Below are 25,434 nucleotides of genomic sequence, written 5' to 3' on the forward strand. Positions count from 1 at the left end.
GGTTACTGCACGATAAAGTCGGTGTAAAGAACGTTCAGCACCGAGAGTTCAGGCTGCTGTGCCGCCAGGGATTTTTTGAGTGTTTCGAGAATTTTCGCCGCCAGGATTTCCTTGCCCTGAGGGTTGACCAGCTGCGTGCTGTTTTGCCCGCTCAGCAGTGTCAGAAGCTGGCTGCGAATCTGCGGCATGTACTGCTGCATGAGCTTTTGCGTCGCATCGTTTCCGACTTCCAGTGCAAACCCCACATACAGCAGGCTTTGCTCATCGCGTTCGTTTTGAAGATTGACCGTCATCGGTGCAATCGTCACCAGCCGTGGCGCCTGGGGAGTGTTCTCGACGGTTTCAACCTTCGCCGCTGCATCTGCATGCACTGCTGTTTTGCTCATGTAGAAGTACATGCCGCCGGAACTGGCTGCCGCGGCGACCAGCGCCATCAACAGAATCAGGAGCCAGGGAAATTTGCGGGTGGTGGTCATTGGCTGGAACCATGCAATGAAGGAGAACGGTTAGGCAGGGCTCAAGTATGACCAGCCCCCTGGTCTTCCCATGGGGCGATAAGACCAGGGTAACGGCGGTATCTCGCGGTTTTGATTTGCCATTCAGACGTACAGGTCGACACCCGAACTGCGCACAACGATACGCTGCACCGCCGCCTGCTCAACGTCCGGCACGGCATCGGCGCTGCTCATCGGGGCGTTTGCGCGATTGCCTGGCGAATCGCGCCGAGCCTGATCGCCAGAGGCCTGGCGCGCAGACTCATCGTTCACCGAGGCCTGCCCCAGGGAAATACCCTGGGATGCGAGGGCCTCGCGCAACTGCGGCAATGCCTGCTCCACCGCGGCACGCACCGACGCATGTGCCGACTGGAACTGCGCATGGGTGCTGCCGTCATTGAGATTGAGGCTGATCGACAGCGGGCCGAGCTCGACGGGATTGAGTTGCAAGTCGACCTGCTGCTCGCCCCGCGTGATCATGTCGAACACCTGCTGACCGAGGCCGTCCTGCCATTCGGACGTGCCAACAGCGGTCGCGAGCACCAGACCATTGCTGATGACTTTGTCGCTGCCAGTCAGGCCGACAGAGCTCAATGTCAGCGATGCCAGGCTAAAGCTACTCTGGGCATCGCTACTGACGGAGCCATCGGCCTGGCTGTCGACCGGTGTGTTGTCGGTTTGCGCGCGCAGATCTTGCAGCACATCGGTAACGGGTCCGGTCAGCGTCTGCGACGTGTCCTGCCTGTCGATCGGATCGGACGTGTCCTGACCGGCATCAACGCCTGAGTCGACCAACGTCAGATGCTCGGCCGGCAGTTTGCTGTTGGCGCTGATCAACGTATCGGGGTCCGCGGGCACAGCGCCCTGAGCGGGGATCTCGGCGGGTAGAGCAACCGCTGGCGCAACGACCATCGAAGAGATATCGGGTTGGCCTGCGCTTTCGATCAGCGCCATGCGCTGACGAATGTCCTCCAACGAGCTGTCGACAGCACTCGAACTGTCCGAGGCACTCAGATCGGCATCGCTCGCAAGATCGTCTGCCGTGGCATAGAGATCCAGGCCAAGGTCATCGTCCGTGAGCGAGGCATCCGGCTCGGCGGAAGTGGAAGCCAGTGGCGGGGTCAGGGGGGGCATGGCTGATGTCGAAACGGCTGGAGCCGGCTGCTCGCCCGGTTCGGGGACGACACTTGCCACTTCGGAGGACGGCAACGTCGGCGCAAGGTCGGCGTCTTCGACCGGGCCACGGGTTGCGGTCTGCACCGTACTGTCGGTGATCGACGATACAGAGGTTGGCGTCACGGGTTCGGCGCTCAGGTCTGCCGCCTCTGTTTGAGGCTTGGCGTCCCCCATCGCAGCGGTCGGGCTCGCCGAGTCCTTGCTCGCCGGCGCCTCGCTCACCTGACTCAGCACAGACGAAAACGACTCACTCGTCGTGCCTGGCTTCTGGCCGCAAGCACTGGACTGAGTCGACGCAGCGGACGATGGGGCAAACGAAGCGATGATATCCATGGTGTCCCTTAGTGGCTGCTATCGATGGAGGACGAAAAATGACCAGGCCGCCGACGTAACTGGCTGGCCATTTCATCGGTTTGGCGCTGCTCCACACGCCCGGCCTGCAACCGCTCCTGCTGGGCCCGACGACTCAACAGCGCTTCTATCGCATTGACCTTGCGCCATTGCTCCAGCCAGCTCTGTTGGTGCAGGGCCACCTGTTTGCGGTGACGCTCCAGACTTTTTTGCGCGCGATCGACGGCCTCTTCCAGTGAATGGAGAAAGCCACGGTAGTTCGTGAGCGCAGAAGGGCTCATGCCATCCTTGAGCAACTCCTGCTGCAGGTTTTGGCGGTACTCCTGTTGATACTGGTCAAGCGTGCGCAGCTGATTGACCACCTGCTGTTCGGCGTGACGGCTCTGCGCCAAAGCGCGCGCCGCAACGTCCCGCGCTTTGCCGGTCAGCTCGATCAGCAGGTCAAGCGATTGATTAGCCATGGGTGATTACTCGCCAGGGACAGGAAAAAGTCATTTGCCAGGGAACAAGAGGTTGAGCCCGGACAGGGTCTCTTCCACGCTGGCGCGATCATTGATGCGTTGTTGCAGAAACCGCTCGATGTGCGGGTACAAACCGACGGCACGGTCGAGCTGGGGATCGTGTCCCGGCGCATAGGCGCCGACACTGATCAGGTCGCGATTGCGCTGGTAACGGGACAGGGTCTGCTTGAGCTGTTGCGCCTTGCGCTGCTGCGATTCACTGACGATGGCGGTCATCGCCCGACTGATCGAAGCTTCGATATCGATGGCCGGGTAATGCCCGCTTTCGGCCAGATGACGCGACAGGACAATGTGCCCATCCAGGATCGCCCGCGCCGCATCGGCAATCGGATCCTGCTGATCGTCGCCCTCGCTGAGCACCGTATAAAACGCCGTGATCGACCCGCCGCCGGGCGGACCATTGCCGGTGCGCTCGACGAGCTTGGGCAGCTTGGCAAACACGGATGGCGGATAGCCCTTGGTCGCCGGCGGCTCGCCCACGGCCAACGCGATCTCGCGTTGAGCCATGGCGTAGCGGGTCAACGAGTCCATGATCAGCAGAACATCCTTGCCCTGATCGCGAAAATCCTCTGCCAGGCGCGTCGCGTATGCCGCGCCCTGCAAACGTTGCAGCGGGGACGTATCGGCCGGCGCCGCTACAACCACAGAACGGCGCAAGCCTTCTTCACCCAGGATGTTGTCGATGAAATCCTGCACTTCCCTGCCTCGCTCCCCGATCAGCCCAACCACGATGACGTCGGCCTGGGTATAGCGGGCCATCATGCCGAGCAGTACCGATTTGCCGACGCCTGAACCGGCAAACAGCCCCAGGCGCTGACCACGACCGACACACAGCAAAGCATTGATGGCACGGATGCCGACATCGATCTGACGATCGATAGGGGCACGCTTGAGAGGGTTGAGCGGCTGTGTGTGCAAGCTGGAGTGATGGGCTCCCAGCAACGGTCCGCCGCCGTCCAGCGGCTGCCCGCTGCTGTCCAGCACCCGGCCGAGCAGCGACAGGCCCAGCGGAAAATAACGACCGCCGGCCGCGCCCGTCAGGCCGTCGTCCGAGGCAAAGACCCGCGCCCCCGGTTGCAGACCGTGGATTTCTTCCAGTGGCATCAGGTAGAGGATATCCCCTGAAAAGCCCACCACTTCGGCCTCGGCATAAGCGGGGGCCGGGCGGGCGTGACTGAGCACCGCCAACTCGATGCGGCAGGCACCACCCAACGGCAGACGCAGGCCCACCGCCTCCAGCACCATGCCAGTGGCGCGGGTGATTCGCCCGCTGCGCAGGTAGTGCGCCACCCTCAGCGACTCGCCCTGAAACGTGTCCAGCACGCCGCTCCAGCGTTCGACATGCAGGTTGCCCGGGATCATGGCTGCTCGCCGAGGATCGCCACGGCGTCCTCCAGCCCCCGCGCGATGCTGCGATTCAACATCTCCAGGCGTGACTGGCGCGTGGCGTCCAACTCACCGCTGGCGCTGACCACTCGACAGCCGCCAGGCAACATCGTGGTGTCGGCGTGCAAGGCCCAACCCGCCGCACCAATCTGTTCGCCCAGGCTGCCTTGAACCAACTGCAAGTCATCGGGGTTCAGCCACAGGCGCGGCTTGCCACTCAGCTCGGGGTCGCTGTTGAGCATCTTCTGCACAATAACGATCACCTGCTCCGGTTGGGCGGTCAGGGCTTCTCCTGCCAATTGCTGCGCGGCCTCAAGCGCGATCCGGGCCAACTGGCGGGCAATATGCCCGTCCATCTGCTTGAGCGCCTGATCGAAGTTTCGGCACAACTCCAGCAACGGTTGCAAGGTGTGCACAACCTGCTGCTGCAACTCCACGGCGGCGGCCTGACGACCCTCGCTCAGGCCTTGGGCATACCCCTGTTCCACCCCTTGCGCATGGCCAACCTGCTGCGCCTCGCTGAGGGTCTTTTCGCGCAGCACCTGCATTTCCAGCCGGTGCTGAAAGGCTTGCTTGCGCAGCCTTTCCCGATGGCTCATCTCCGGATCAGGGGCAGGCAATTCATTGCAGCCCAGCGGGTCCATCTGCCAGGGTTGCCAACGGTCGCTGTCGGGTGCGGGAGAGGACTCAGACATAAGCGTCATTACCGCGTGCAGTCACAATTTCACCGCTGTCGGACAAGCGTCGAACCACCTGCAGGATGGCCTTCTGTTCAGACTCGATCTGCGACATGCGGATCGGTCCGCGCGCCTCCATGTCCTCTCGGAACAATTGCGCGGCACGCTGCGACATGTTGTTGAGGAAGCGCTCCAGCAAGGCCGGCGGTGCGCCTTTAAGAGCAATAGCCAGCGAGTTGCTTTCGACCTGCTGAAGCAGCGTCTGAATGCCGCGATCATCCACCTCGATAAGGTTTTCGAACAGGAACATCTCGTCGAGGATCTTCTGCGCCAGGTCTTCGTTGTGCTGGCGCACGGTTTCGATGGCCGACTCTTCGTGCGTGGAACTCATCAAGTTGAGGATTTCCGCCGCCGTTCTGACACCGCCCATTTTGCTGCGTTTGAGGCTTTGCCCATCGAGCATCACACCCAGTACTTCCGTCAGTTCCTGCAACGCCACCGGTTGTACGCCGCTGAAGGTCGCGATTCGCAGAATGATGTCGTTGCGCAGACGGTCGGGCAGCAACTGGAGAATGTCGGAAGCCTGATGACGCTCCAGATGCACGAGGATGGTCGCGATGATCTGTGGATGCTCGTCACGAATCATCTCGGCCACCATCGACGCTTCCATCAGGTTCAACTTGTCGATGCCGGAACCGGTGTTGGTGCTCTCCAGAATATCGTCGATCAGGCTGGCCGCGCGTTCGCTGCCCAAAGCCTTGGTCAAGACCGCGCGAATATGATCACTGGTCTGGATATTGATGGCCGCATATTGATCGGTCTCGTCCATGAACTCTTCAAGGACCTGGCGCATTTCCTCATGGGACACCTGGCTCAGTCGCGCCATCTCGATGCTGATGGCTTCGACATCCGTGCTCGGCAGGAATTTGAACACTTCGGCTGCACTGTCGGCATCGAGCGACAGCAGCAGGATGGCGCTGCGGCGAGCCCCGCTCATTTTGTTAGTCATTTTTCTTCATCCATCCGCGCACGATCATGGCGACCAGTCTCGGGTCTTCGGCTGCGATCTGCTGCAAGCTCTGCATGTTCTGCTCATACACGGCCGACTTGCGTGGCAGGGTGTGCGGCGCGGGGTCCTGGCCGGCGATCATGACAGCGGTGCCCGTGGCCGTCGGGACCAGTGCCGTCCCCGGCTCAGACTCGCTCGCCAGCGCCAACCGGTTCAACTCGCCATGGCGCCGTTGCATCGGCCTGAGCACCAGCCACCACAGCGTCAGCGCGGCAAAGCCGACCAGTAGATAGCGCATGGCGCTCATCAACAGGTTGTATGCCTCGGGGGTTTTCCACCACGCGGGCTCAGCCACGGCAATCTCTGTTTCAACAAACGGGCTGTTAATCACTTGCAGCGCATCGCCCCGACTTTCCGTGAAGCCCATGGCCTGGCGAACCAGATTGTTGATGTTTTCCAGTTCTTCCTTGCTCAGGGGCTCAGGGGTCGGCGTGCCGTCCTTGAGCACCGTGCGATAGTTGACCACCACTGCCGTCGTCAGGCGCTGGATGTTGCCCAGGCTCGATTTGACGTGCTCGACATTGCGGTCGACTTCGTAGTTGATCATCCGCTCGCTCTGCAGCGACTTTTCGTTCTTGCCGCCCTTGGTGTCAGCTGCGTTGGCCGCACTGGCGGCTGTCGTGTTCGCGGCGTTGGCCGCGGGCGTTGGCGCGGTGGCGCGCGTCGGCGCGGGGGTATTGGGTGGCGAGTTGGTCAGCGCCCCCGGAACGCCTCGACCGGCGTCGTCGCCCTCCAATACATGCTCGGACGTCTGCTGGCTGCGCACCGCCGCTTCATTGGGGTCCTGATTGGGGGCGTAACGTTCGGCGGTACTTTCGCGACTGGAAAAATCGATCTGCGCGACCACCTGCGCATGAACGTTCTGATTGCCCAGCAGCGGCGTCAGGATGTCTTCGATGCGACGCTGGTAAGTGCGCTCGACCTCACGCACATAATTGAGCTGCGAGCCATCCAGGCCGGGATTGTCACCATGGGTCTGCGACAACAGACGACCGTTCTGATCGACCACGGTAACGGCATCGACGTTCAGTTCCGGCACGCTGGAAGTCACCAGATGCACAATCGCATTGGCCTGACTCTGCCCCAGCTCTCGACCGGGTTGCAGGGTCAACACGACCGACGCACGCGCCGCTTCGCGGTCGCGGACAAACACCGACTGCTTGGCCATGACCAGATGAACACGCGCCTTGGCGACCGGTCCCAAGGACTCGATGGTGCGAGACAACTCACCTTCAAGGCCGCGCTGATAATTCAAATGCTCGGCAAACTGACTGACACCGAAGGCCTGCTTGTCCAGCAACTCGAAACCAATGCCGCCGCCCTTGGGCAACCCTTGCTCGGCGAGTTGCAGGCGTAACGCATTCATCTTGTCGCTGGGCACCATGATGGTGTTGCCACCCTCGCCCAGCCGATAAGAAATGGCGCGCTTGTCCAGCTCACCGATGATCTGCCCGCCGTCCGCTTCACTGAGACCGGAAAACAGCACGCGATACTCCGGTTCGCGCGCCCACAGCAGCAGGGCCACGACGACCGCAATGACCGCCGCGCCCGCCAACAGCAAAGGCAGCAGGGGCTGACTGCGAAACAGCGTCGACAACGCCTCCAGCGGCTTGGCCGGAGTGCGGGTCAGAGTGTTTTTTTGCGCGCCTTTGGCCAGGACTGCGGTACTCACGAACACCTCGATAGCGAGGATAGGGCCTGTACGAAAGACATTGCAGAGTCCGGTAGCAGTAGTAGTCGATCAGCCTCCTGTTTCAGGCAGCACCCAGGGGTACCGCAGCGAATCGGGACGGCCGGCAGGACTTCATTCTGGCGAAAATGGCGGAAGCTAAAGGCCGGAAAAGCCGCCGGTTTTGTGGTCAATTGAGCGAATGTGCGGACCGGCAGGCTTGGTAATCTGCTGGCCTAATCGCTGCATACAGGTCTTGCGCCATGAATTCGTCCGCCCTCACCAATGCCTTGCAACAACTGACGCTCCTCGCCGAGCAGGCCGAAGGCGCGAATATGCATAACGTCAGCAGCGGGCCCGCCAGTGGTTTCGCCGGTGAATTGCAGGTTTCGCTGCAGCGCATCAACCAATTGCAACAAACCGCCAGCAACCAATCCAACGCCTTCCAGGCAGGCAGTGCCGCGGTTTCGCTCAGCGATGTGATGGCCGACTCACAGAAAGCCAGCATTGCCTTCCAGATGGGTGTGCAAGTGCGCAATCGCCTGCTCACGGCCTACAAAGACGTGATGGCCATGCAGGTCTGAAGTCGCGGAGCCCGGCGGGCTTCGTGGCACGGCGCTCGGCAGCCTTGCTGATGAGATCGTTGAAAAACGCGATCAAGCCCTAAAGACGGGTTTGCCCGTTGCCGATGTTGCGTTCAAACGCACTCCTTTGAGTGTGAACACAACACCTTGCTCAACGAGCAAGGCCAGGCACTCACCAAGACAGGCCCCCACATGACAACGACCACCACCTCCAGCAGCTCGACCGCAACCGTTACCTCCCTGGGCGTTGGCTCCGGGCTGGATCTGGACAGCATTCTGGAAAGTCTGGAAGACTCGAAAGAGACCAGCCTGCTGGACCCGATCACCGCACAAGAGGACTCGGTGGAGGCCGAAATATCGGCCTACGGTACGTTGACGAGTACCCTGACCACCCTGCAATCAGCGGTTGAAGCCCTGGCCGATGAGAGCCTTTACAAGTCGTTGACCACGACCTTGTCCGGCACCGGCGTGACGGCGGCAACCACCAGCGAAGCCGAAGCCGGCACCTACCAGCTGGAAGTGACACAACTGGCCCAGGCACAAAGCCTCACCACCGATGGCATCGCCGACAAGACCACCGCGCTGGGCACCGGCACACTGACCCTGCAAGTGGGTACAAAAGAGGCGGTATCGATCACCCTCGACAGCAGCAACAACACGCTGGAAGGTATCCGCGACGCAATCAACGCGGCCGATGCCGGCGTGACCGCCTCGATCGTCAGTGACGGCAGCGACACCCCGTACCGCCTGGTGCTGACATCCGACAGCACCGGCACCGAATCGGAAATGACCGTGACCTACACCGGCACGGACAGCACCGATGAAGCGTCGAGCCTGTTTGGCTACGACGGCTCGACAGGCAACATGACCGAAACAGTCGAAGCCCTGGACGCAAAACTCACGATCAACGGCATCTCTATTTCGAGCCAAAGCAACACCGTCGAAGATGCCCTGGAAGGGGTCACCCTGAGCCTGTCCACAACCGGCAGCTCGCAAACTCTGACGATTACCCAGGACACCGACGCCATCCTCGATGCCATTACCACGTTCGTCGATGCGTACAACGATTACGTCACGACCGTGGATGACTTGACCGCCTATGACGCGGATACGGATACGGCAGGCGAGTTGCTGGGAGACTCGACCACCCGCCGAATCAGCAGTGAATTGAGCAGTGATCTCTACAGCGCTATCGGCAGCGGGACGTATAGCTACCTCTCGCAGCTGGGGATTTCCCTGCAAGTCGATGGCACCTTGTCGATTGACGAAGACACGCTGACGACCGCGCTCGAAGACAACATTGATGCTGTTTCGGAATTCTTTATCGGCACCGATGACACCACAGGCTTTATTACCCAGATGTCGACCGACCTGGACAACTACCTGGACGAAGATGACGGCTTGATCGTCGCTAAAACCGACAGCCTGGAATCCAAACTGGAGCAACTGGAGGAGCGCTATGTAGAGAAGCAGGCGCTGATCGACTCCGAGATGGCACGCTGGACCGACGAATTCACCCAACTTGATACCTTGATATCCGAGCTGAACTCGACGGCCGATTATCTGACGACCCAGTTTGATGCACTTAACAGCGATGATTGACGACCCTACTGCGGAGCAAATTAGATGAGTTCCATTCGAGACGCGAATGCTTATGCCAGGGTGGGCGTAGAAAGCGGCATTTGGGCGGCCTCTCCTCACCAAAGGATCGTGATGCTGTTCGACAGTTACCAGGCATCGATTCGTATCGCTCGCCTGCACCTGCAGACCGGCAACATCGCCGAAAAAGGCAAAGCCATTACCAAGGCAATCAATATTGTCAGTAAGGGGTTGCGCGCTTCGCTGGATCTCGAACGAGGGGGCGACGTTGCCGTGCAACTTGACCAGCTCTACGACTACGTTGTTCGTGTGCTGCTAAGGGCAAATCTCAACAATGACGAGACTGCGCTCACGACTGCCGCCGACCTGCTGGAACCTGTCGCCGCAGCCTGGCTAGCCATTGGTTCGCACATTGAGGAAGAGCGGTAGACATGATGCAAGCACAATTGATCGCCGCTTATGAACAACTACTCAAACAATCACAACGCCTACTCGAATGTGCAGAAAAATCCGACTGGAACGGCATCTTCACCTTAAAGTCCCAAGGGCTGATCGATGCCAACTACTTGCGCCGCGCCGAAGATCAAGTCGAACTTGACGATGCCGGCCGGCAACACAAGTTTGAACTCATCAGCCAAATCCTGATGCTGGAAGAACAGGTCAATTCGTTCTTGCATGCCCGTCAGAATGACTTGGGTGAGCTCATGCAAATCAATCGTCGAAAGAGCGATCTGAATACGGCTTACCGCGCATCGACCAACAGCGTGATACCCATCGACCGCTATTTGTATCGAAAAAAATAACAGCCTTGTACAAGCCGTACCAAGTCACGACACATTGATGTGAAATTATCTTTGAGGTGCAAAAAGACGCCTGACAACAGACAACAAATAGTCTGCCTCAGTCGGTTATCGTACGTTTCAATTGATACTTTAGAAAAAATTAAAAAGTCGGTATTCACGACCTGCGAGTGGACGGTCGAGCGTGTGAATAACCGAATAAAAAAGATACGACAGGGTGCCTGCCTGCAAAGCAACAGCACCCATTTTTTGTACTTGTCGATTTGCAGCACCTGTCTGCCAGAGGTCACGCCGCCAAGGCGCACCGAACTGTAGTACCCATCGGGAGGGTAGAAGTTGCCAAATACCAACGCTGAACTAGAAGACATCCAGGATCTGAATCTTTCCTATTTATTACTGGCCCAAAACCTGCTGCGCAAAGATCGGGAGATCGCCATTTTTCGCCTGAAACTCAGCGAAAAAATGGCGGACCTGCTAACCAAACTGAGCAGCAAGCAAATGACCCAGCTAGCCCGGGTCAATCAATTGATTTGCCGCCCCGTTTTCGAAGAGACAGACCGTCTGTCCAAGGTCCTGGGCAACTCTCGCGAACTGGGCATGGTGGAAATTCATTCTGCACTGCTGATGGCCGCCGCCGATCGTTCAGGCGACATGCGAACCGGGGAAGGCTGATCCATGTCAGAAAAAAGCCTGGTTACCGAAATGCAGCAGGTGCAACTGGCGATCGAACTGATTGAACTGGGTGCGCGACTGCAGGTACTGGAAACCGAGACCTCGCTCAGCCGGGGCCGACTGATCCGTCTGTATAAAGAAGTTAGAGGAGCCTCCCCACCCAAGGGCATGCTGCCCTTCTCCACCGACTGGTTCGTGACATGGCTACCGAACATTCACTCATCCCTGTTTTACGGCATGTATCGCAGCATGATCGAAATCGGCGGACACCGGATCGATGCTTTCGTCAAAGCCTATCGCCTGTACCTGGAGCAGGTGGCCGATCAAGAAGGGGAATTGGTACTCGGCCTTACCCGAGCCTGGACCCTCGTACGCTTTTTTGAAAGCGACATGCTTGAGCTGATCCGTTGCGAGTGCTGCTCCGGCGAGTTCGTCGCCCATTCTCATGCACCAACGCAGCACTATGTATGCGGCATTTGCCAGCCACCTTCGCGCGCCGGCAAAACCCTGAAACGCCGAGACTTCGACGCCCTGCTACTCGACAGTCTGCCGCACGTACGCAAGGCTTGAAACGATCACAGCGTCGCGCCCCCCTCACCCCACGCAAAAAGAGCAGGTAAGCCCGACGGATCGGGCTTGCCTCTTTTCACCCCAGCCGCCCCCCCCCAAAAAAATAACTTCAAGTTTTCGATAGGCCTGCCGATATCCAGCAGGTCATCTATTTCTTAAATTTAAGGAACGACCACGTGCTCATCGCATTAGGGCTTATCGTTGTACTTTTGTCGGTGTTCGGTGGCTTCGTCCTGTCCGGTGGCAGCCTCGGCCCACTGTATCAACCGACCGAACTGCTGATGATTGGAGGGGCTGGCATCGGTGCGTTCATCGCCGCGAATAATGGCAAGACGATCAGGGCCACGCTCAACGCGATCTCGCGATTCAAGCGCAGCGCCAAGTACGACAAAACGTTGTACCTGGAACTGATGGCAATGATGTACGCCTTGCTGAGCAAAGCACGACGTGAAGGCATGCTGTCCCTGGAACGGGATATTGACAAGCCCGACCAAAGCCCGATTTTTGCCCAGCATCCACGGCTGGTGTCCGACCCGATGATCATCCATTTCATTACCGATTACCTGCGCTTGCTGGTCAGTAGTGCGATGCAGGCCCATGAACTCGACGAGCTGATGCTGCACGAAATCGAAGAGTTCGAACACGAAGCCCATTTGCCCGCCGACGCCCTGTACAAAGTCAGTGATGCCTTGCCGGCCTTCGGTATCGTCGCGGCCGTCATGGGGGTGGTCAAAGCCCTGAGTGCGGTTGATGTCGGTCCGGATTTGATGGGCCAGATGATTGCCCATGCCCTTGTCGGGACCTTTCTCGGGATCTACCTGGCCTACGGCCTGGTTGCGCCATTGGCCAGTCGTATCGATCGACAGGCCGCCGAATCGGCCAAGATGCTGCAGTGTATCCGCGTCACGTTGCTGGCGAGCGTGCAAGGCATGCCTCCACAATTAGCGGTGGAGTTCGGTCGCAAGGCCCTGCACACCAGCGAGAGACCCGGCGCGCTGGAGCTGGAAAGCCATGTGCGTGGCGGTAGCAGCCAACCCGGGCTCGAATGAGCATGAATGATCAACCGATCATCATACGGCGCAAGAAAAAGGCCGCTCACGGGCACCATGGCGGCGCATGGAAAATTGCCTTCGCCGACTTCATGACCGCGCTCATGGCGCTGTTTCTGGTGTTGTGGGTACTGTCCAACGCCAGCAAAAGCGATAAGGACGCGATTGCCGAATACTTCAGTACGCCATTGCTGGTCGCCATGAGCAAAGGGGATCGCAACTCGGCAAGCACCAGCGCCATTCCCGGCGGAGGCCCGGACCAACGCTTCTCTGAAGGTGAGCGAGCCCGAAGGGATCAACGCCCACAACGCCTGTCCAGCGAGGAGCGTCGTCATCTGGAGTCGCTCAAGCACCGGCTGGAAAGCGCGGTGGAGCGCGATCCACAACTGAGGGAGCTCAAGCAACAGATCTCCATTGAGCTGAGCCCGGAAGGTTTGCGCGTGCAATTGCTCGACACCGACAAACGCCCGATGTTCGAACTGGGCAGCGCCAATGTCGCGCCGTATTTACGAAAACTGCTCAGGACCCTCGCGCCGGTGCTCAACGAACTGCCCAATCGCATTCAAATCAGCGGGCATACCGACAGCCACCCGTACCCAGGCGGCGAGACGGGCTACAACAACTGGGACTTGTCCGCCGATCGTGCCAAAGCCTCTCGCCAGGAACTGGTCGCCGGCGGCCTGGACCCGGACAAGCTATTGCGTGTCTCAGGCATGTCCGATCGCATTCGCTTCCATGGCGCCGGCCCCTATGACGCCGCCAACCGGAGGATCGAAATCATTGTTCTGGACAGCCGCGTCGCGCAGAAAATTCTGTCTCAGGACGAATACGGCCCATTGGAAGTGCCGGAGCCGACGACTCCCGAGCCCTCCACAAGCAAACCGGCGGAACAAACCCGACATTAACGCTCGATTGTGCGTGGTGTTTCCACGATCAGTGCTCTTGGCTGCTGCGCACAATGACGACCTTTGACATGTCGCGCGGGTCGCCGCAGGCGCCCGGAGAGCCATGGCCGAGACCAGCAGAGAGGACAAGACCGAAGCGGCGACGCCGCGACGAATAGAGAAGGCCCGTGAACAGGGTCAGGTCGCCCGTTCTCGTGAAATGAACACCTTCGTCATGTTGCTGGCCGGCATCGGAGGGCTGTGGATCATGCGTGGCAAGCTGTATGACAGCCTGGGACAAGTCATGGAGCAGGCGTTGCTGTTCGACCGGGCACAACTGTTCGACACGGCACGCATGCTCAGTGGGCTCTGGTCATTGAGCCAGATCGCGCTGTTCGCCTTGATCCCATTCTTCGCCCTGATGACGCTCGCGGCCCTGGCCGCCCCGACGTTACTGGGCGGATTGGTGATTACCCTGTCGGCCGTGCGTCCGCAGTTTTCAAGGGTTAACCCCATCAATGGGCTGGCACGGCTCTTTTCCGTGCAGGTGCTGGTTGAGCTGGCGAAAGCCATCGCCAAGGCAACGCTGATCGGTACGGTGGTCTATTTCTTTCTCAAAGCACACATCGGCCAGTTGCTGGTCTTGCCGCAAATGCCGGCGCAGCAAGCCCTGACAACGGTCATGGGGTTGACCGCCAAGTCCTGCGCAATGTGCGTGGCCGCCCTGATTATCGTGGTCGGCATGGACGCGCCTTATCAGTTGTGGACCTACGCGAAGAACCTTCGCATGTCCAAGGAAGAGCAGCGCCAGGAACACAAAAACGCTGATGGCGACCCGCGTATCAAGGCGCGGATTCGTCAACTGCAACAGGCACGCGCCCGGCGACGCATGATGAGCAAGGTGCCCAAGGCCGACGTCATCGTCACCAACCCGAGCCATTTTGCCGTTGCCCTGTCTTATCAGAAGGATCGGAACGGCGCACCACGAGTGGTCGCCAAAGGGGCCGATGATGTAGCTCTGCGTATTCGCGACATTGCACGGGAACATCACTTGCCCGTGCTGGAAGCTCCGCCGCTGGCCCGTGCCCTTTACTTCCACGTCGATCTCGACCGTGAAATTCCCGTTGAGCTGTACACCGTTGTCGCCGAAGTCGTGGCCTGGGCCATACGTCTCAAGCGCGTGAGTGAGCATGGCGGTGACGTGCCACCGACCCCGGTGAACCTGTCCGTGCCGCCAGGCATGGACCAGCGTGGCCCGCGTAACGCTAAACCTGAGGATGAACAGAACGAATGAAAGGAATGACCGATTTACTCGGCCCTGACTCCTGGCTGGCCAGAACCGACCTGAAGATCATGACCGGGCCTGCGCTGATCGTTCTCATCCTCTCGATGATGATCCTGCCGCTGCCGACGTTTATTCTGGACTTGCTGTTCACCTTCAACATCGCGCTGGCGATCATGGTGTTGATGGTCAGCATGCTCACGGAAAAGCCACTGGACTTCTCGGCGTTTCCCTCGGTGCTGCTGTTTACCACCTTGCTGCGTCTGTCACTCAACGTGGCCTCGACGCGGGTGATTCTGATGGAGGGCCACACCGGCCCCGACGCCGCCGGGAAGGTCATCGAGGCCTTCGGCGAGTTTCTGGTGGGCGGTAACTTTGCCGTGGGTCTGGCGCTGTTCCTGATTCTGGTGACCATCAACTTCATGGTGATCACCAAGGGTGCCGGACGAATCGCCGAAGTCGGCGCGCGCTTTACGCTGGACTCGATGCCTGGCAAGCAGATGGCGATCGATGCCGACCTGAACGCGGGCCTGATCGGCGAACCGCAAGCCCGCCAGCGCCGCAAGGAAGTCGCCCAGGAAGCCGATTTCTTCGGCTCCATGGACGGTGCGAGCAAGTTCGTGCGAGGCGACGCCGTGGCCGGGTTGGTCATCATGGGCGTCTGCATCATTGGCGGCCTGGCCATCGGCATCCTGCAACACGACATGGCCTTCGCCGACGCCGCCCACACGTACACCATGCTGACCATCGGCGACGGTCTGGTGGCGCAGATTCCTGGCCTGGTGATCTCGATTGCCGCCGGTGTCACGGTGTCGAGGGTCAATACCGAACAAGACGTCGGCCAACAGATGATGGGCCAGCTGTTCAGTCGGCCCAAGGTGCTGATGATGACGGCGGGCGTGATGGGTTTGCTCGGGCTGGTACCGGGCATGCCGAACCTGGTGTTTCTGATTCTCACCGGACTGCTGGGCGGGCTGGGCTGGTGGTTCACAAAACAGGAGGAGCTGCCGCAAGAAAGCTCCACCCAGACCTTGCTGCCCAAATCGGCGTCACAAAGCTCCGAAGCCTCCTGGGACGATGTGCACCTGGTGGATACGCTGAGCTTGCGCGTCGGCCACCGACTGATTCAACTGGTGGATGCGCGCCAGCAAGGCGAACTGATCACCCGCATCAAAAGCCTGCGCAAAAAGTTCGCCCAGGACGTGGGCTTTCTACCGCCCGTGGTGCATGTGCGTGACAAGCTGGAATTATCTCCCAACACCTACATCATCAGCCTCAAAGGCGTCGAGATCGGACGTGGCGAAGTCTTTCCCGGCAAGTGGCTGGCCATCAATCCCGGCAAGGTCACCAATGTGCTTGAGGGCACAGAAGCGGTGGATCCGGCGTTTGGTTTACCGGCCATCTGGATCGAGCCGAGCCTGCGTGAGCACGGACAGATTTATGGCTACACCGTGGTCGACGCCAGCACCGTGACAGCCACCCACCTCAACCATCTATTGCATCAGCACGCCAAAGACATGCTGGGCCGCGGTGAAGTCCAGAAGCTTCTGGACAAGCTCGGTCCCGACAGTAAGGGGCTGATCGACGAAGTCGTGCCCAAGATGGTGTCGCTGACGGTATTGCAACGTGTGCTGCAGAACTTGCTGGAAGAAAACGTCTCGATCCGCGACATGCGCACCATTCTCGATGCCCTGGCCGAACACGGCGGCGCGCAACAGCCACCCGATGTTCAGGAACTGACGGCCGTGGTGCGCATCGCCCTGGGGCGTTCGATCGTCAATCAGTTGTTTGCCAACAAGCCCGAACTGAAAGTCATCGGGCTGGACTTCAACCTTGAACAGGTGCTGATGCAGGCGGTCGGCAATGGCGGCTCGCTGGAGCCCAGCCTGGCGGACAACCTGATGCAACAAACCTCACTGGCCCTTAAACGCCAGGAAGTCAGCACCGAGCCGCCCGTGTTGGTGGTGCCGAACAAGCTGCGTCCGGTGCTGTCACGGTTCTTGCGACGACGTCTGCGTCAGTTGACGGTGATTTCCCTCAGCGAAGTACCGGATGACCGCACACTTCGAATGATTAACGTGATCGGAGGAACACCCAAGTGAGTGCTCAACGATTTATCGGTGCCAACAGTCGCGAGGCCATGAATCAGGTGCGTCTGGCCCTGGGTGAGGAGGCGTTGATCCTGTCGAGTCGCATGACTGACGAAGGCGTCGAGATCATGGCGCTGGCTGAAGAAACACCCGCGCACGCTTTTACGCCACTGCGTATTGCCACCCCGACGGAGTCAGACGACGACCCGGTGCCAATCAGCCTTCACCATGCCGCGGCCGCTTACGCCCACCAGACCAGCCCATTTTCAACACACCTCGAGCCCATCGATACGCCGGTTGCGGCGCACCCGACGCCCGCAACCACCCTGGATTTCACCGCGTTGAGTGAACGTCTGCTGAGCGAAATTCAGGACATGCGCCAGCTAATCGATCGCCAGGCAGAACGGGCAGTCAGCGACCAGAGTGGTCGACCTCAACTGATCCGATGGCTGCTCGATGCAGGTTTCAGCGCACGTCTGAGCGAGGAATTGCTCGGCACGATCCCACCCCAACTCCAAGGGCCTGATGCCACACCTGCAAGGTTGCAAGCCTGGCTGGCGCAAAAACTGGACAGCCAATTGAACCAGCTTGGTGACGATGCCGAGCTGTTCGACCACGCAAGCATCATTGCCCTGGTGGGGCCGACCGGGGTAGGCAAAACCACCACCACCGCCAAACTGGCGGCGCGTTATGTCATGCGTCATGGCGCCAGTCAGGTCGCCCTGATCACCACCGACAGTTTCCGTATCGGCGCCCATGAACAGCTGAAAATCTATGCCCAACTGCTGGGTGTCGACCTGCACACCCTGGGGCCTGCGGCGGCGCTCAGCCCGTTGCTGGCCAAACTGGCGGACAAGCGACTGGTGATCATCGACACCGTGGGCATGAGCCAGCGTGACCAACGCCTGCTGACGCAAATCAACCAACTGGGCTCCAGCGACCGAGCGTTGCGCCTGATGCTGGTAATCAACGCGGCCAGCCACGGCGACACCCTGGAAGAAGTGGCGCAGACCTATCGTGACGCCGCGCAGGCGGCCGGCTGCCCACTGGATGACTGCATCATCAGCAAATGCGATGAAGCCGCACGGCTGGGCCCGGCACTGGATACCGTGATTCGTCACGGGCTTCGGCTGAACTACCTGTCCGTCGGTCAGCAAGTCCCTGAAGACTTGCAGCTCCCCGCAGCCTCGACCTTCCTGCAGCAGGCACTGGATATCTCCCGCCCTTCCCTGTTTGCCGCAAAACCGAGGACCTCGACGGCCCAGCGACTGGATGCGCTGGTGCGCAGTTTACTGGGTCAGAACCGGACGATTTCGACCCTGCGCGACAGTCTGATCCATCGGATCGAGGGCTTTGAGCAGTTGCTCGATGCCTGGCCATTGGTGGGCATGCCCCAAGCGGAGCAACACCGGCTTTGGTCAGCGTTCCTGAATGTGCAAGAGCGCTGGACGCCGGCCAGTCCGAACGGTCTGCTGTTGTGGGGAGCGCCGCGCCCGGCGTCCGGAGCCTCATGGAACATGCCCTTGTTGACGGTGGACAGCGCCGGTCAATTGAAGGCCCGCCCCTGGCTGACGCATCGCATGCCGATTGGCCCCCAGCCACGACTGAGTTGGTGCCAGCCACGCTGGCCGGCACACCGTCATGTGTGGGCAACCTGTCCGAGCGGCGCCACCCTCGATGCGCTGCATGACAACGGACAGCCGTGGCAGAGTGCAGTCAAGGGCAGCCAGCGCGTCATGTACCAGGGCGAACATCGGCGCCTCGGCACACTGAACACACACAGCGAAGACTTCGGCGTTCGTGAACTGCGATATCGCAACCGCAACGTGCGTCTGAACCTGAGTCATCTGTCGGTCACGCTCAAGGGGTCGACTCAAGCCCCCCTGCGTGCCTGGTTCGGTACGCTGCAAGACAGCCACAGCGGCCAGTGCCTGGGGCAACGCAGATGGCTGGCAGGGGAAAACACACAAGGCGTCTTGAAGGATCAGGTGGCCGATCTCATCCTGCAGTTGAAACACGATGAACTGGCAAAGCTCACCGGGCATGGCTGGGCGCTATTGTCGGACATTCAGCCGCACCTGCATGCCGAACTGCGCTTATACCTGGCGAGCGGACTGGCCGCGACCGCCGTACGACTGACCAATGCCAGCGATGACTGGGCCTTCCAGGCTCGCGCGCAACTGCTAGGGCTGTCGCCTGAAAAGAGAGCCGGCAATGCATCGGGGATTCTTGAAGGGTTGCTGCACCTGCTGACCGTCAGCGATGCCTTTACACGCATGGGCAGCGCTCGGCACAGCGCCTTCCCATGAACGATCCGGACACCCGACCGGCGGTGGACACACTGGATCAGGCCGCCGGCCTGCGCCGTTGGGCCGAAAAAAACAAGGCGAATCCCAACGCCACCGCCCACCAAGCCGCCCCGTTATCGTCGCCCGCGCCGGATCGCACACTGATCCTGTTCGGCCCAACGCAGGCGGCAGGCCCGGCGCATGAGACCCTGGAGCGCTGGCATCGGCAAGGCCATCAATGGATCGGCCACCCCGCCCGCTGGCGCCTGCTGCTCGTGGATAACAAGCACCGGAATCTGCAAGCCCTGACTCGCCAACAACCGCGCTGGGGGCTATGGATCGACAGCGACCTTGACGCCTTCCGCCGAGCCTTCCAGACCTTGTGCCAGCTCAGCGAACAAGGCGGTCCCGACCACGTGCTGGCGCTGCACGCCGGTTTTCCCCGGCAGGGCCTGCTCAACAACCTGCGAGAGGCGGCCCACCGTTATCTGGGCGTTCGGTTGTTGCTCATTGATGAAATCAGTGACTGAGGCCTTCGTCATTGGCTACTGCATCTAAGCGGGGAACATGTCGTGTAGCGCATGGCTGTTCCGCGCTTAAGGGGCTCGGGGGTGCAGTAATAATCCTCGCCATACGACTCCAGGCGTCACGCGGCTTCCAACTGTGCGGATGCCTCATCGCCATTTTCTGTCTTTCGCAGGCGCGCACGATGTATACGGCACAGGGCAAGATAAACCAGCAGGAAGTGCTCCAGCAGTACCTACCCTTGGTCCGGCGGCAAGCACTGGGTCTGAAAACCCGGCTGCCAGCCAATATCGAGCTGGACGATTTGATTCAGGCCGGCAGCATCGGCTTGCTCGACGCCATGTCTCGCTATGACTTTAGCGTGGGGGCCACGTTCGGAACCTTCGCCTCGCAACGTATTCGCGGCGCAATGATCGACGAACTGCGCACCCGCGACTGGGTACCCCGCAGCGTGCGGCGCAACGCACGTGCGCTGGAGGATGCCATGCATCGCGTGGAGCAAAGCCTGGGCCGACCTGCCAAAGAGCGCGAAGTCGCTTCAGCGATGGGATTGACGCTCGCTGAATACCATCAAGTGCTCAGCGACACTAATGGTAGTCAAATGTTGCCCATCGACGATGTGGGCGAAGAGCATATCGATGCGATCAGTTCCCGGCACCTCACCCCCTTTGCCGAACTGGTCAATGATCGCAACCGAGCCCAACTCATGCGCGCCATTGACGCCCTTCCAGCGCGGGAAAGACTGCTGCTCGCGCTGTGTCATCATGAAAAACTCAACCTGCGCGAGATTGGCCTGGTGCTGGAAGTCAGCGAGTCACGCGCCTGTCAGTTGCACAGCCAGGCCATTGCCCGGCTGCGCGCCAGCATGACGGAATAACGACACGTGAAAATCACTGTGTTCGGTTCCGGGTATGAGGGGCTTGTGGCAAGCGCGTGCCTTGCCGATGTCGGCCATCAAGTGATGTGCATGGACATCGGCCCGCACGCATCGAACGGCTGCAGGACGGTGAAATACCGATTCACGAGCCGGGCCTGAGCCCCGCGCGTCCCAACCCGCGAACGCGCACGGCTCAGTTCATCAGCGTCTGACGATCACTGGGCGTAGGCCACCTCGTTGTAGCTGGCCACCAGCCAGGTCAGCTCTGACCGAGGAATTTCTGCGAGAGGACGCAGGTCGAACCGCGCCATTCGACCGACGAACCTGGTCGGTGCCAATAACCGCTCGACCACGTGATAGTGAGGACGATCGAGGTAATCGTCGAACAGCACGATCATCGGTTTGGTCGCCCGCAGGTAGGCGGTCACGAAGCAGGCAATCCGAAAACGCCCGTCGATCAGGATCACATCCGGTTGCTCGAAGAACGGTTCATCCCAAACCTTCAGCGGATAGGTGTGGAATTTTTTCCAGGCCCGGGCATTTTTCGGACGCGCCCACGGGCCGGTCTCGCCGACATCGATCGGGTAAATCACCGGTGGCGATGGCAGCGAAGCGCTGGCAATCCAGGCTTGCATGTCCTTGGCCCAACGGGCGTCGTTCTCGACCGAAATCACTGACTTGTCCGGCATTCTGGCGGCCATGATTGTCGAACCACCGCTGCCGTACTCCAGAATCACCGAGGCCTCTGCATAGATCGTTTTCAGGTAAGCGGCGACCTCTTCCGGGAATGTCACCTGGGGTTCCTGCATCGGCGCCCGCAAGCCATCATCTTGTCGAGCGGCAAGCGCTTCGACCTGGTTTGATGTGGGCATCGAGGCCGATGACGTGTTCTGACAATGCTTGAGGTACCGCTCGGCCAAACCGCTGTCGAGCGCGCTGAGAAGCTGTGTCGCGACGTCGTGAGCGCCGTAAACCGTGTGCAGGATGAACGCCAGCTTCAGCCGCTGGTTGTCCGACAGTGCCGCCAAACGCGCCGAGTCGGGCAGAAACAAGGCATCGGCACAGACCAGATGTGAGGCCTGAAGTTGATCAGGACTCTCACCCTGCAGCCGGTGGCTGTCGTGTTGAAGTTTATTCAACCGATAAAAGCTAAACCCCAGGCGAGCAAGGCTTTGGCTGATCAGGCCCACATCGGGCTGCTGGCGATGGGTCGGCGCAAAGTTGACGCGTGCCTGCACCAGCAGCGTATCGCTCAGTGTCCGTTGCCCGTGATCAATGACGGCGAGGCTGTCGTTCAGATTGTCCAGCACCAGCCAGTCAACGGACGACAAGCCATTGATCGCGTCCAGCTTCAGGGTCGGCAGCGCAAGTTGGGCCAATACGCGGGCACCCGGACGTTGCGCGGCCAGAGGTTCCAACGTCGCTGTCATCATCGGATCGAGGCACGCGTAGAGAGTGGTCGCCCGGCCATTGCCCAGTGCCGCATGCGGGTAATAATGCAACTCGCCGAGTAGTGCCAATTGCTTGGCATTATCGATGCGACTGGCCGGGTCGAACGCTATCGTCGAAAAGGCGCCCAGCTTTTGTAGCGCGACAAACTGCGCCGAAGCCACCAGTGTCGCGCCATGATCGAGCGTGACGATCTTGCCCTGAAACTTGAAACTGAAGCCCTCCTCCCTGACTGGCTCAACCGGGTGCTGGATGTCCACTGCCTCGGCTTCGCCCTGGAACCGGGCGCCCCCATCCTTGCTCAGCGTCAACGCGGCAGTAGGTTTGCCCTCGCAATAGCGCTGCCAGATTGCCCGCATGGCCGTGCTGAAATGGCTCGCAAAGCGCTGACTGTCACAGACCGGCGAACGCATCAGCACATCGCGCAGGTGGCCGCGAATGCGGGAGAGACTGTTCAGGTCCCTCGTCAGGCCGATGACGCGCTGACGGTATTCATCCCAACTGTCAACCACCAGCTCTGGCAGCCCGGCATTGACCAAGTGGGTAGCCGAGTGGCGCCCGGCGAATGTCGGGCCGGGCAGCGTAACCACCGGCACCCCCATCAACAACGCCTCGCAGGTCGTCAGTCCGCCGGAATAGGGCCAGGTGTCAAGTGCGATATCGACGCGGTTGTAGGTCTCGAGCAGGGATTTGTGGCCGACCGGCCCTTCGACCAGCACACGTTCAGGCGCAACTCCCTGGGCAGCCATTACGGCCTGCACATGCTCGCGCAGCTCACTGTTGCCGAACGCCCCGCCCTTGAGCAGCAAGCGCGAATCCGGCGTAGCCCGCATCAATTCGGCCCACTGGAGCAGCAGGACATCGTTGACCTTGGTCGGGTTATTGAAGCACCCATAGGTGATGAAGCCACTCTCCAGCGCCGGCAATGGCTTGATGTCGGGCGTGTAGGGCGGAGGGTCGTAACAGATGTAATCGTCGGGCAGACGGATGAGTTTTTCGGTGTAGAACGCATCCTCGCCTTCAGGCGACTCAATACTGTCGCTGAGCAAATAATCGATCGCATCCAGCCCCGTTGTATTGATCAGCCCGCCCACCCACTTCACCAGCAACGGCGCCGGTTGCAGCGCCATGGCGCCCATGCGATTACCAGCGTTATGGCCGCACAGATCGATCAGGATATCGATCCGGTCATCGCGAATGCGCTGGGCCAGCGTGTGCTCGTCCATGTGCTTGATCGCGAGCCACTGATGAACCGTCGCCTGAATGCGCAGGGTCAGATGATCACTGGCCTGGCTGGTGCTGTAGGCGAACAATTCAAACTGATGACGCGGCAATTTTTCCAGCACACCCACGATCATGTTGCCCACCGGATGCTGGCGCAAACCGTCGGACACCAGACCTATGCGCAGGCAGCGGTTCAACGCACGGTCCTGCACGTCGGGTCGTGCGGGAACGGATTTCGGACCGAAGCGTGACTGCCACTCCTTGCAGACCTCGAAGATATAGTCGCGGCTGCGGTCAGGATCATAGTGCAGCGACGTCAGACGATTGGAGTACGGCAGCACATCCTTGCGCCTGGCCAGCGACACCGCCTTTTGATAGTACTTGTCGGCCTTGGCCAACTGACCGATGTCCTTGTAAAGGTTGGCCGCATTGTTCCAGTGACTGTAATCCCCCGGCTCTCGTTCGATCAGCTTGTCGAACACCGCAATGGCTTCGCCGTGACGTTCCAGGCGATTGAGGATCAAGCCTTTGCGCGACAGCATGCGGCAGTCATGGGGCATTAACGCCAACGCGCGTTCGATGGACGGCAAAGCGTTGGCGAACTGGCCTTGCTCGAAATACAGCGTGGCCAGACGGTGATGGCCGACGGCGAAATCCGGATTGATCCGCAGCGCCCTGTGGACAAGTTCCAGGGCGCGATCCGCGTGGCCGAGCTTTTGCGCGGCCTTGGCCACCCGCTCCAGGGCCTGGGGCTCGTCGGGCGACAGGCGCAGGGCCTGCTCGAAACTGGCCAGCGCCTGTTCGGGATGGCTGTGCAATTGCAAGTCGCCCAGGTCTTTCCACACGCGCGGGTCGTGGGGGCGCTGCTGGCTGAGCCGTCGCGCCTGGGCCAGCGTGGGCGGGGCGGCGTGTTTGTGCGAGCCGGGACGCGGGGATCTGGACATTCAGGAGTGGCCTTGTGAAAAAGAGTCTGCGCGAAATGCTATCGCGCGCCCCTCCACGGCAAAGCCCGGATAAAGCCCTCGCAATGCAGCGATTACCAAATATTGTGCGGCGAACACACGCAAAAAAGGGGCGCAGCGTGAGCTGGCCCCTTCGTACCGCGCCGTCGCGATTATTGCAGCAGCGACAGCATTTGCTCCGGCATGGAGTTGGCTTGGGCCAATACCGATGTACCTGCCTGTTGCAGGATCTGGGCACTGGTCATGGCCGACACTTCGGTGGCGTAGTCCACGTCCTGGATACCCGAACGGGCGGACGTCAGGTTGGTGGTGGTGGTCGAGATGTTGGTAATCGCCGAGTCGAACCGGTTTTGCACCGCACCCAGGTCCGAACGCATCGAGTCCACCGTATTCAGGGCGTTGTCGAGGGTGGTCAGGGTGCCGGTGGACTTCTTGGTCACCGCGTTGTCGGTGTCGATGCTGATGCTCGCCGAGGTGGTGGTGCCGCTGGTGGTCAGGGTCACTTCGGCTGCGTAGGTCTTGCCGCCTACGGTCAGGAAGTAGTCGCCGTCGGCGTCGGTGGACAGCGTGCCGCCGCTGACGGTGGTGCCGGACTTGTCGACATAGCTGGTATTGGTCGACGTGATCGCGGTGCCCGAGGAATCCGACAGCGTGCTGGCGGTCAGGGTGGTGTCGTAGCCGTTCACGTTGAAGTTGCTCAGGCCCAGGGTCTTGGCATTGACTTCGCTGAGTTTGATGTCGATGGTTTCGCCATCGTTGGCGCCGACCTGGATGGTGATGGTCTGGTCTTTGGACAGCACGTCCACGCCGTTGAACGCGGTTTGCTCGGAGATACGGTCGATCTCGTCCAGACGCTGGGTGATCTCGTCCTGGATCGATTGCAAGTCGGACTGGGAGTTGGTGCCGTTGGACGCTTGCACCGACAGCTCACGGATACGCTGCAGGTTGTCGTTCACCTGGTCCAGCGCGCCTTCAGTGGTCTGCGCCAGGGAGATACCGTCGCTGGCGTTGCTGCTCGCCTGTTCCAGACCGGTGATCTGCGAGGTCATGCGGTTGGCGATCGCCTGGCCGGCGGCGTCATCGGAGGCGCTGTTGATTTTCAGGCCGGACGACAGGCGTTCGATCGAGGTGCTCAGGCTGTCCTCCGAGGAGTTCAGGTTTTGTTGAGCGATCATCGAGGTGATGTTGGTATTGATAACTGACATTTTTGCAGTTCCTTCTCGTGGGTGAAGTGCT

Annotated in this window: 22 protein-coding genes and 1 pseudogene; 14 read left to right on the forward strand and 9 right to left on the reverse strand. The window is 60.2% G+C overall.

Annotated elements, in window-relative coordinates:
- Positions 1 to 2: 2 nt before the first annotated feature.
- The 7 genes from fliL to fliF all read right to left on the reverse strand — a co-directional run bounded on the left by fliL (position 3) and on the right by fliF (position 7,346).
- Positions 3 to 476, reverse strand: a complete 474-nt coding sequence (gene fliL / locus ACX3YF_RS03365; protein ID WP_130203868.1) for a flagellar basal body-associated protein FliL — start codon at positions 474 to 476, stop codon at positions 3 to 5.
- A gap of 123 nt (positions 477 to 599) precedes the next feature.
- Positions 600 to 2,003: a flagellar hook-length control protein FliK gene (locus tag ACX3YF_RS03370; RefSeq protein WP_458973412.1), complete on the reverse strand. Its 1,404-nt coding sequence runs from the start codon at positions 2,001 to 2,003 to the stop codon at positions 600 to 602.
- A gap of 8 nt (positions 2,004 to 2,011) precedes the next feature.
- Complete coding sequence (gene fliJ, locus ACX3YF_RS03375; RefSeq protein WP_130203866.1) at positions 2,012 to 2,482, reverse strand: flagellar export protein FliJ; 471 nt, start codon at positions 2,480 to 2,482, stop codon at positions 2,012 to 2,014.
- Between the two features lie 30 nt (positions 2,483 to 2,512).
- Complete coding sequence (gene fliI, locus ACX3YF_RS03380) at positions 2,513 to 3,889, reverse strand: flagellar protein export ATPase FliI (protein ID WP_422625971.1); 1,377 nt, start codon at positions 3,887 to 3,889, stop codon at positions 2,513 to 2,515.
- Positions 3,890 to 3,900: 11 nt separating this feature from the next.
- The gene (locus ACX3YF_RS03385; protein ID WP_130203864.1) at positions 3,901 to 4,623 is read right to left on the reverse strand and encodes a flagellar assembly protein FliH; all 723 of its coding nucleotides are present in this window, start codon (positions 4,621 to 4,623) and stop codon (positions 3,901 to 3,903) included.
- Positions 4,616 to 5,614: a flagellar motor switch protein FliG gene (fliG, locus tag ACX3YF_RS03390; protein WP_130203863.1), complete on the reverse strand. Its 999-nt coding sequence runs from the start codon at positions 5,612 to 5,614 to the stop codon at positions 4,616 to 4,618. Before fliG ends, ACX3YF_RS03385 begins: the two co-directional genes overlap by 8 nt.
- Positions 5,607 to 7,346 carry a flagellar basal-body MS-ring/collar protein FliF gene (gene fliF / locus ACX3YF_RS03395; RefSeq protein WP_196584843.1) on the reverse strand — a complete coding sequence of 580 codons (1,740 nt, stop codon included), beginning with the start codon at positions 7,344 to 7,346 and terminating at the stop codon, positions 5,607 to 5,609. The genes fliG and fliF overlap by 8 nt, the downstream gene beginning before the upstream one ends.
- Positions 7,347 to 7,606: 260 nt before the next feature.
- Here fliF and fliE point away from each other — a divergent pair, with 260 nt between their 5' ends.
- From fliE to ACX3YF_RS03465, 14 genes and pseudogenes are all read left to right on the forward strand, one after another.
- A complete protein-coding gene (fliE, locus tag ACX3YF_RS03400; protein ID WP_196584845.1) occupies positions 7,607 to 7,927 on the forward strand; it encodes a flagellar hook-basal body complex protein FliE in 321 nt (106 codons plus the stop codon).
- A 192-nt stretch (positions 7,928 to 8,119) separates the two neighbouring features.
- On the forward strand, positions 8,120 to 9,529 hold the full coding sequence (fliD, locus tag ACX3YF_RS03405) for a flagellar filament capping protein FliD (RefSeq protein ID WP_458973413.1): 1,410 nt from the start codon (positions 8,120 to 8,122) through the stop codon (positions 9,527 to 9,529).
- 24 nt (positions 9,530 to 9,553) lie between these two features.
- Entirely contained in the window at positions 9,554 to 9,955 is a 402-nt protein-coding gene (fliS, locus tag ACX3YF_RS03410) for a flagellar export chaperone FliS (RefSeq protein WP_130203859.1), read from the forward strand.
- Positions 9,956 to 9,957: 2 nt separating this feature from the next.
- Positions 9,958 to 10,329, forward strand: a complete 372-nt coding sequence (locus ACX3YF_RS03415) for a flagellar protein FliT (protein WP_130203858.1) — start codon at positions 9,958 to 9,960, stop codon at positions 10,327 to 10,329.
- A gap of 333 nt (positions 10,330 to 10,662) precedes the next feature.
- On the forward strand, positions 10,663 to 10,998 hold the full coding sequence (gene flhD / locus ACX3YF_RS03420; RefSeq protein ID WP_130203857.1) for a flagellar transcriptional regulator FlhD: 336 nt from the start codon (positions 10,663 to 10,665) through the stop codon (positions 10,996 to 10,998).
- A gap of 3 nt (positions 10,999 to 11,001) precedes the next feature.
- A complete protein-coding gene (gene flhC / locus ACX3YF_RS03425; RefSeq protein WP_130203856.1) occupies positions 11,002 to 11,568 on the forward strand; it encodes a flagellar transcriptional regulator FlhC in 567 nt (188 codons plus the stop codon).
- Between the two features lie 176 nt (positions 11,569 to 11,744).
- Positions 11,745 to 12,617, forward strand: a complete 873-nt coding sequence (motA, locus tag ACX3YF_RS03430) for a flagellar motor stator protein MotA (protein WP_130203855.1) — start codon at positions 11,745 to 11,747, stop codon at positions 12,615 to 12,617.
- Positions 12,618 to 12,619: 2 nt separating this feature from the next.
- A complete protein-coding gene (gene motB / locus ACX3YF_RS03435) occupies positions 12,620 to 13,522 on the forward strand; it encodes a flagellar motor protein MotB (RefSeq protein ID WP_458946172.1) in 903 nt (300 codons plus the stop codon).
- A 103-nt stretch (positions 13,523 to 13,625) separates the two neighbouring features.
- The gene (gene flhB / locus ACX3YF_RS03440; protein ID WP_454837831.1) at positions 13,626 to 14,795 is read left to right on the forward strand and encodes a flagellar biosynthesis protein FlhB; all 1,170 of its coding nucleotides are present in this window, start codon (positions 13,626 to 13,628) and stop codon (positions 14,793 to 14,795) included.
- Positions 14,792 to 16,885, forward strand: a complete 2,094-nt coding sequence (gene flhA / locus ACX3YF_RS03445) for a flagellar biosynthesis protein FlhA (RefSeq protein ID WP_130203852.1) — start codon at positions 14,792 to 14,794, stop codon at positions 16,883 to 16,885. Before flhB ends, flhA begins: the two co-directional genes overlap by 4 nt.
- Positions 16,882 to 19,182, forward strand: a complete 2,301-nt coding sequence (gene flhF / locus ACX3YF_RS03450; protein ID WP_458973414.1) for a flagellar biosynthesis protein FlhF — start codon at positions 16,882 to 16,884, stop codon at positions 19,180 to 19,182. Before flhA ends, flhF begins: the two co-directional genes overlap by 4 nt.
- Positions 19,179 to 19,691 carry a hypothetical protein gene (locus ACX3YF_RS03455; protein WP_206770291.1) on the forward strand — a complete coding sequence of 171 codons (513 nt, stop codon included), beginning with the start codon at positions 19,179 to 19,181 and terminating at the stop codon, positions 19,689 to 19,691. The genes flhF and ACX3YF_RS03455 overlap by 4 nt, the downstream gene beginning before the upstream one ends.
- A gap of 179 nt (positions 19,692 to 19,870) precedes the next feature.
- Entirely contained in the window at positions 19,871 to 20,563 is a 693-nt protein-coding gene (locus tag ACX3YF_RS03460) for an RNA polymerase sigma factor FliA (protein ID WP_130203850.1), read from the forward strand.
- Between the two features lie 6 nt (positions 20,564 to 20,569).
- Positions 20,570 to 20,721: pseudogene (locus ACX3YF_RS03465) on the forward strand (UDP-glucose 6-dehydrogenase); the annotation flags it as partial.
- 57 nt (positions 20,722 to 20,778) lie between these two features.
- Here ACX3YF_RS03465 and ACX3YF_RS03470 read toward each other — a convergent pair.
- Complete coding sequence (locus tag ACX3YF_RS03470) at positions 20,779 to 24,180, reverse strand: O-linked N-acetylglucosamine transferase, SPINDLY family protein (RefSeq protein WP_448645775.1); 3,402 nt, start codon at positions 24,178 to 24,180, stop codon at positions 20,779 to 20,781.
- Positions 24,181 to 24,350: 170 nt separating this feature from the next.
- Positions 24,351 to 25,403, reverse strand: coding sequence for a flagellin N-terminal helical domain-containing protein (locus ACX3YF_RS03475; protein WP_130203848.1), 1,053 nt, complete (start codon positions 25,401 to 25,403; stop codon positions 24,351 to 24,353).
- Between the last annotated feature and the right edge of the window lie 31 nt (positions 25,404 to 25,434).

Source organism: Pseudomonas fluorescens group sp. PF-69 (genome assembly GCF_054481235.1).

Excerpts from the sequence above, each read along its gene's own strand:
- flhC (WP_130203856.1), top strand. The coding sequence starts at position 11,002 with ATGTCAGAAAAAAGCCTGGTTACCGAAATGCAGCAGGTGCAACTGGCG.
- fliD (WP_458973413.1), top strand. The coding sequence starts at position 8,120 with ATGACAACGACCACCACCTCCAGCAGCTCGACCGCAACCGTTACCTCC.
- flhA (WP_130203852.1), top strand. The coding sequence starts at position 14,792 with ATGAAAGGAATGACCGATTTACTCGGCCCTGACTCCTGGCTGGCCAGA.
- fliG (WP_130203863.1), bottom strand. The coding sequence starts at position 5,614 with ATGACTAACAAAATGAGCGGGGCTCGCCGCAGCGCCATCCTGCTGCTG.
- ACX3YF_RS03470 (WP_448645775.1), bottom strand. The coding sequence starts at position 24,180 with ATGTCCAGATCCCCGCGTCCCGGCTCGCACAAACACGCCGCCCCGCCC.
- fliS (WP_130203859.1), top strand. The coding sequence starts at position 9,554 with ATGAGTTCCATTCGAGACGCGAATGCTTATGCCAGGGTGGGCGTAGAA.
- ACX3YF_RS03475 (WP_130203848.1), bottom strand. The coding sequence starts at position 25,403 with ATGTCAGTTATCAATACCAACATCACCTCGATGATCGCTCAACAAAAC.
- fliE (WP_196584845.1), top strand. The coding sequence starts at position 7,607 with ATGAATTCGTCCGCCCTCACCAATGCCTTGCAACAACTGACGCTCCTC.
- fliL (WP_130203868.1), bottom strand. The coding sequence starts at position 476 with ATGACCACCACCCGCAAATTTCCCTGGCTCCTGATTCTGTTGATGGCG.
- ACX3YF_RS03460 (WP_130203850.1), top strand. The coding sequence starts at position 19,871 with ATGTATACGGCACAGGGCAAGATAAACCAGCAGGAAGTGCTCCAGCAG.
- ACX3YF_RS03385 (WP_130203864.1), bottom strand. The coding sequence starts at position 4,623 with ATGTCTGAGTCCTCTCCCGCACCCGACAGCGACCGTTGGCAACCCTGG.
- ACX3YF_RS03455 (WP_206770291.1), top strand. The coding sequence starts at position 19,179 with ATGAACGATCCGGACACCCGACCGGCGGTGGACACACTGGATCAGGCC.
- flhB (WP_454837831.1), top strand. The coding sequence starts at position 13,626 with ATGGCCGAGACCAGCAGAGAGGACAAGACCGAAGCGGCGACGCCGCGA.
- motB (WP_458946172.1), top strand. The coding sequence starts at position 12,620 with ATGAATGATCAACCGATCATCATACGGCGCAAGAAAAAGGCCGCTCAC.
- ACX3YF_RS03415 (WP_130203858.1), top strand. The coding sequence starts at position 9,958 with ATGATGCAAGCACAATTGATCGCCGCTTATGAACAACTACTCAAACAA.
- ACX3YF_RS03370 (WP_458973412.1), bottom strand. The coding sequence starts at position 2,003 with ATGGATATCATCGCTTCGTTTGCCCCATCGTCCGCTGCGTCGACTCAG.
- fliJ (WP_130203866.1), bottom strand. The coding sequence starts at position 2,482 with ATGGCTAATCAATCGCTTGACCTGCTGATCGAGCTGACCGGCAAAGCG.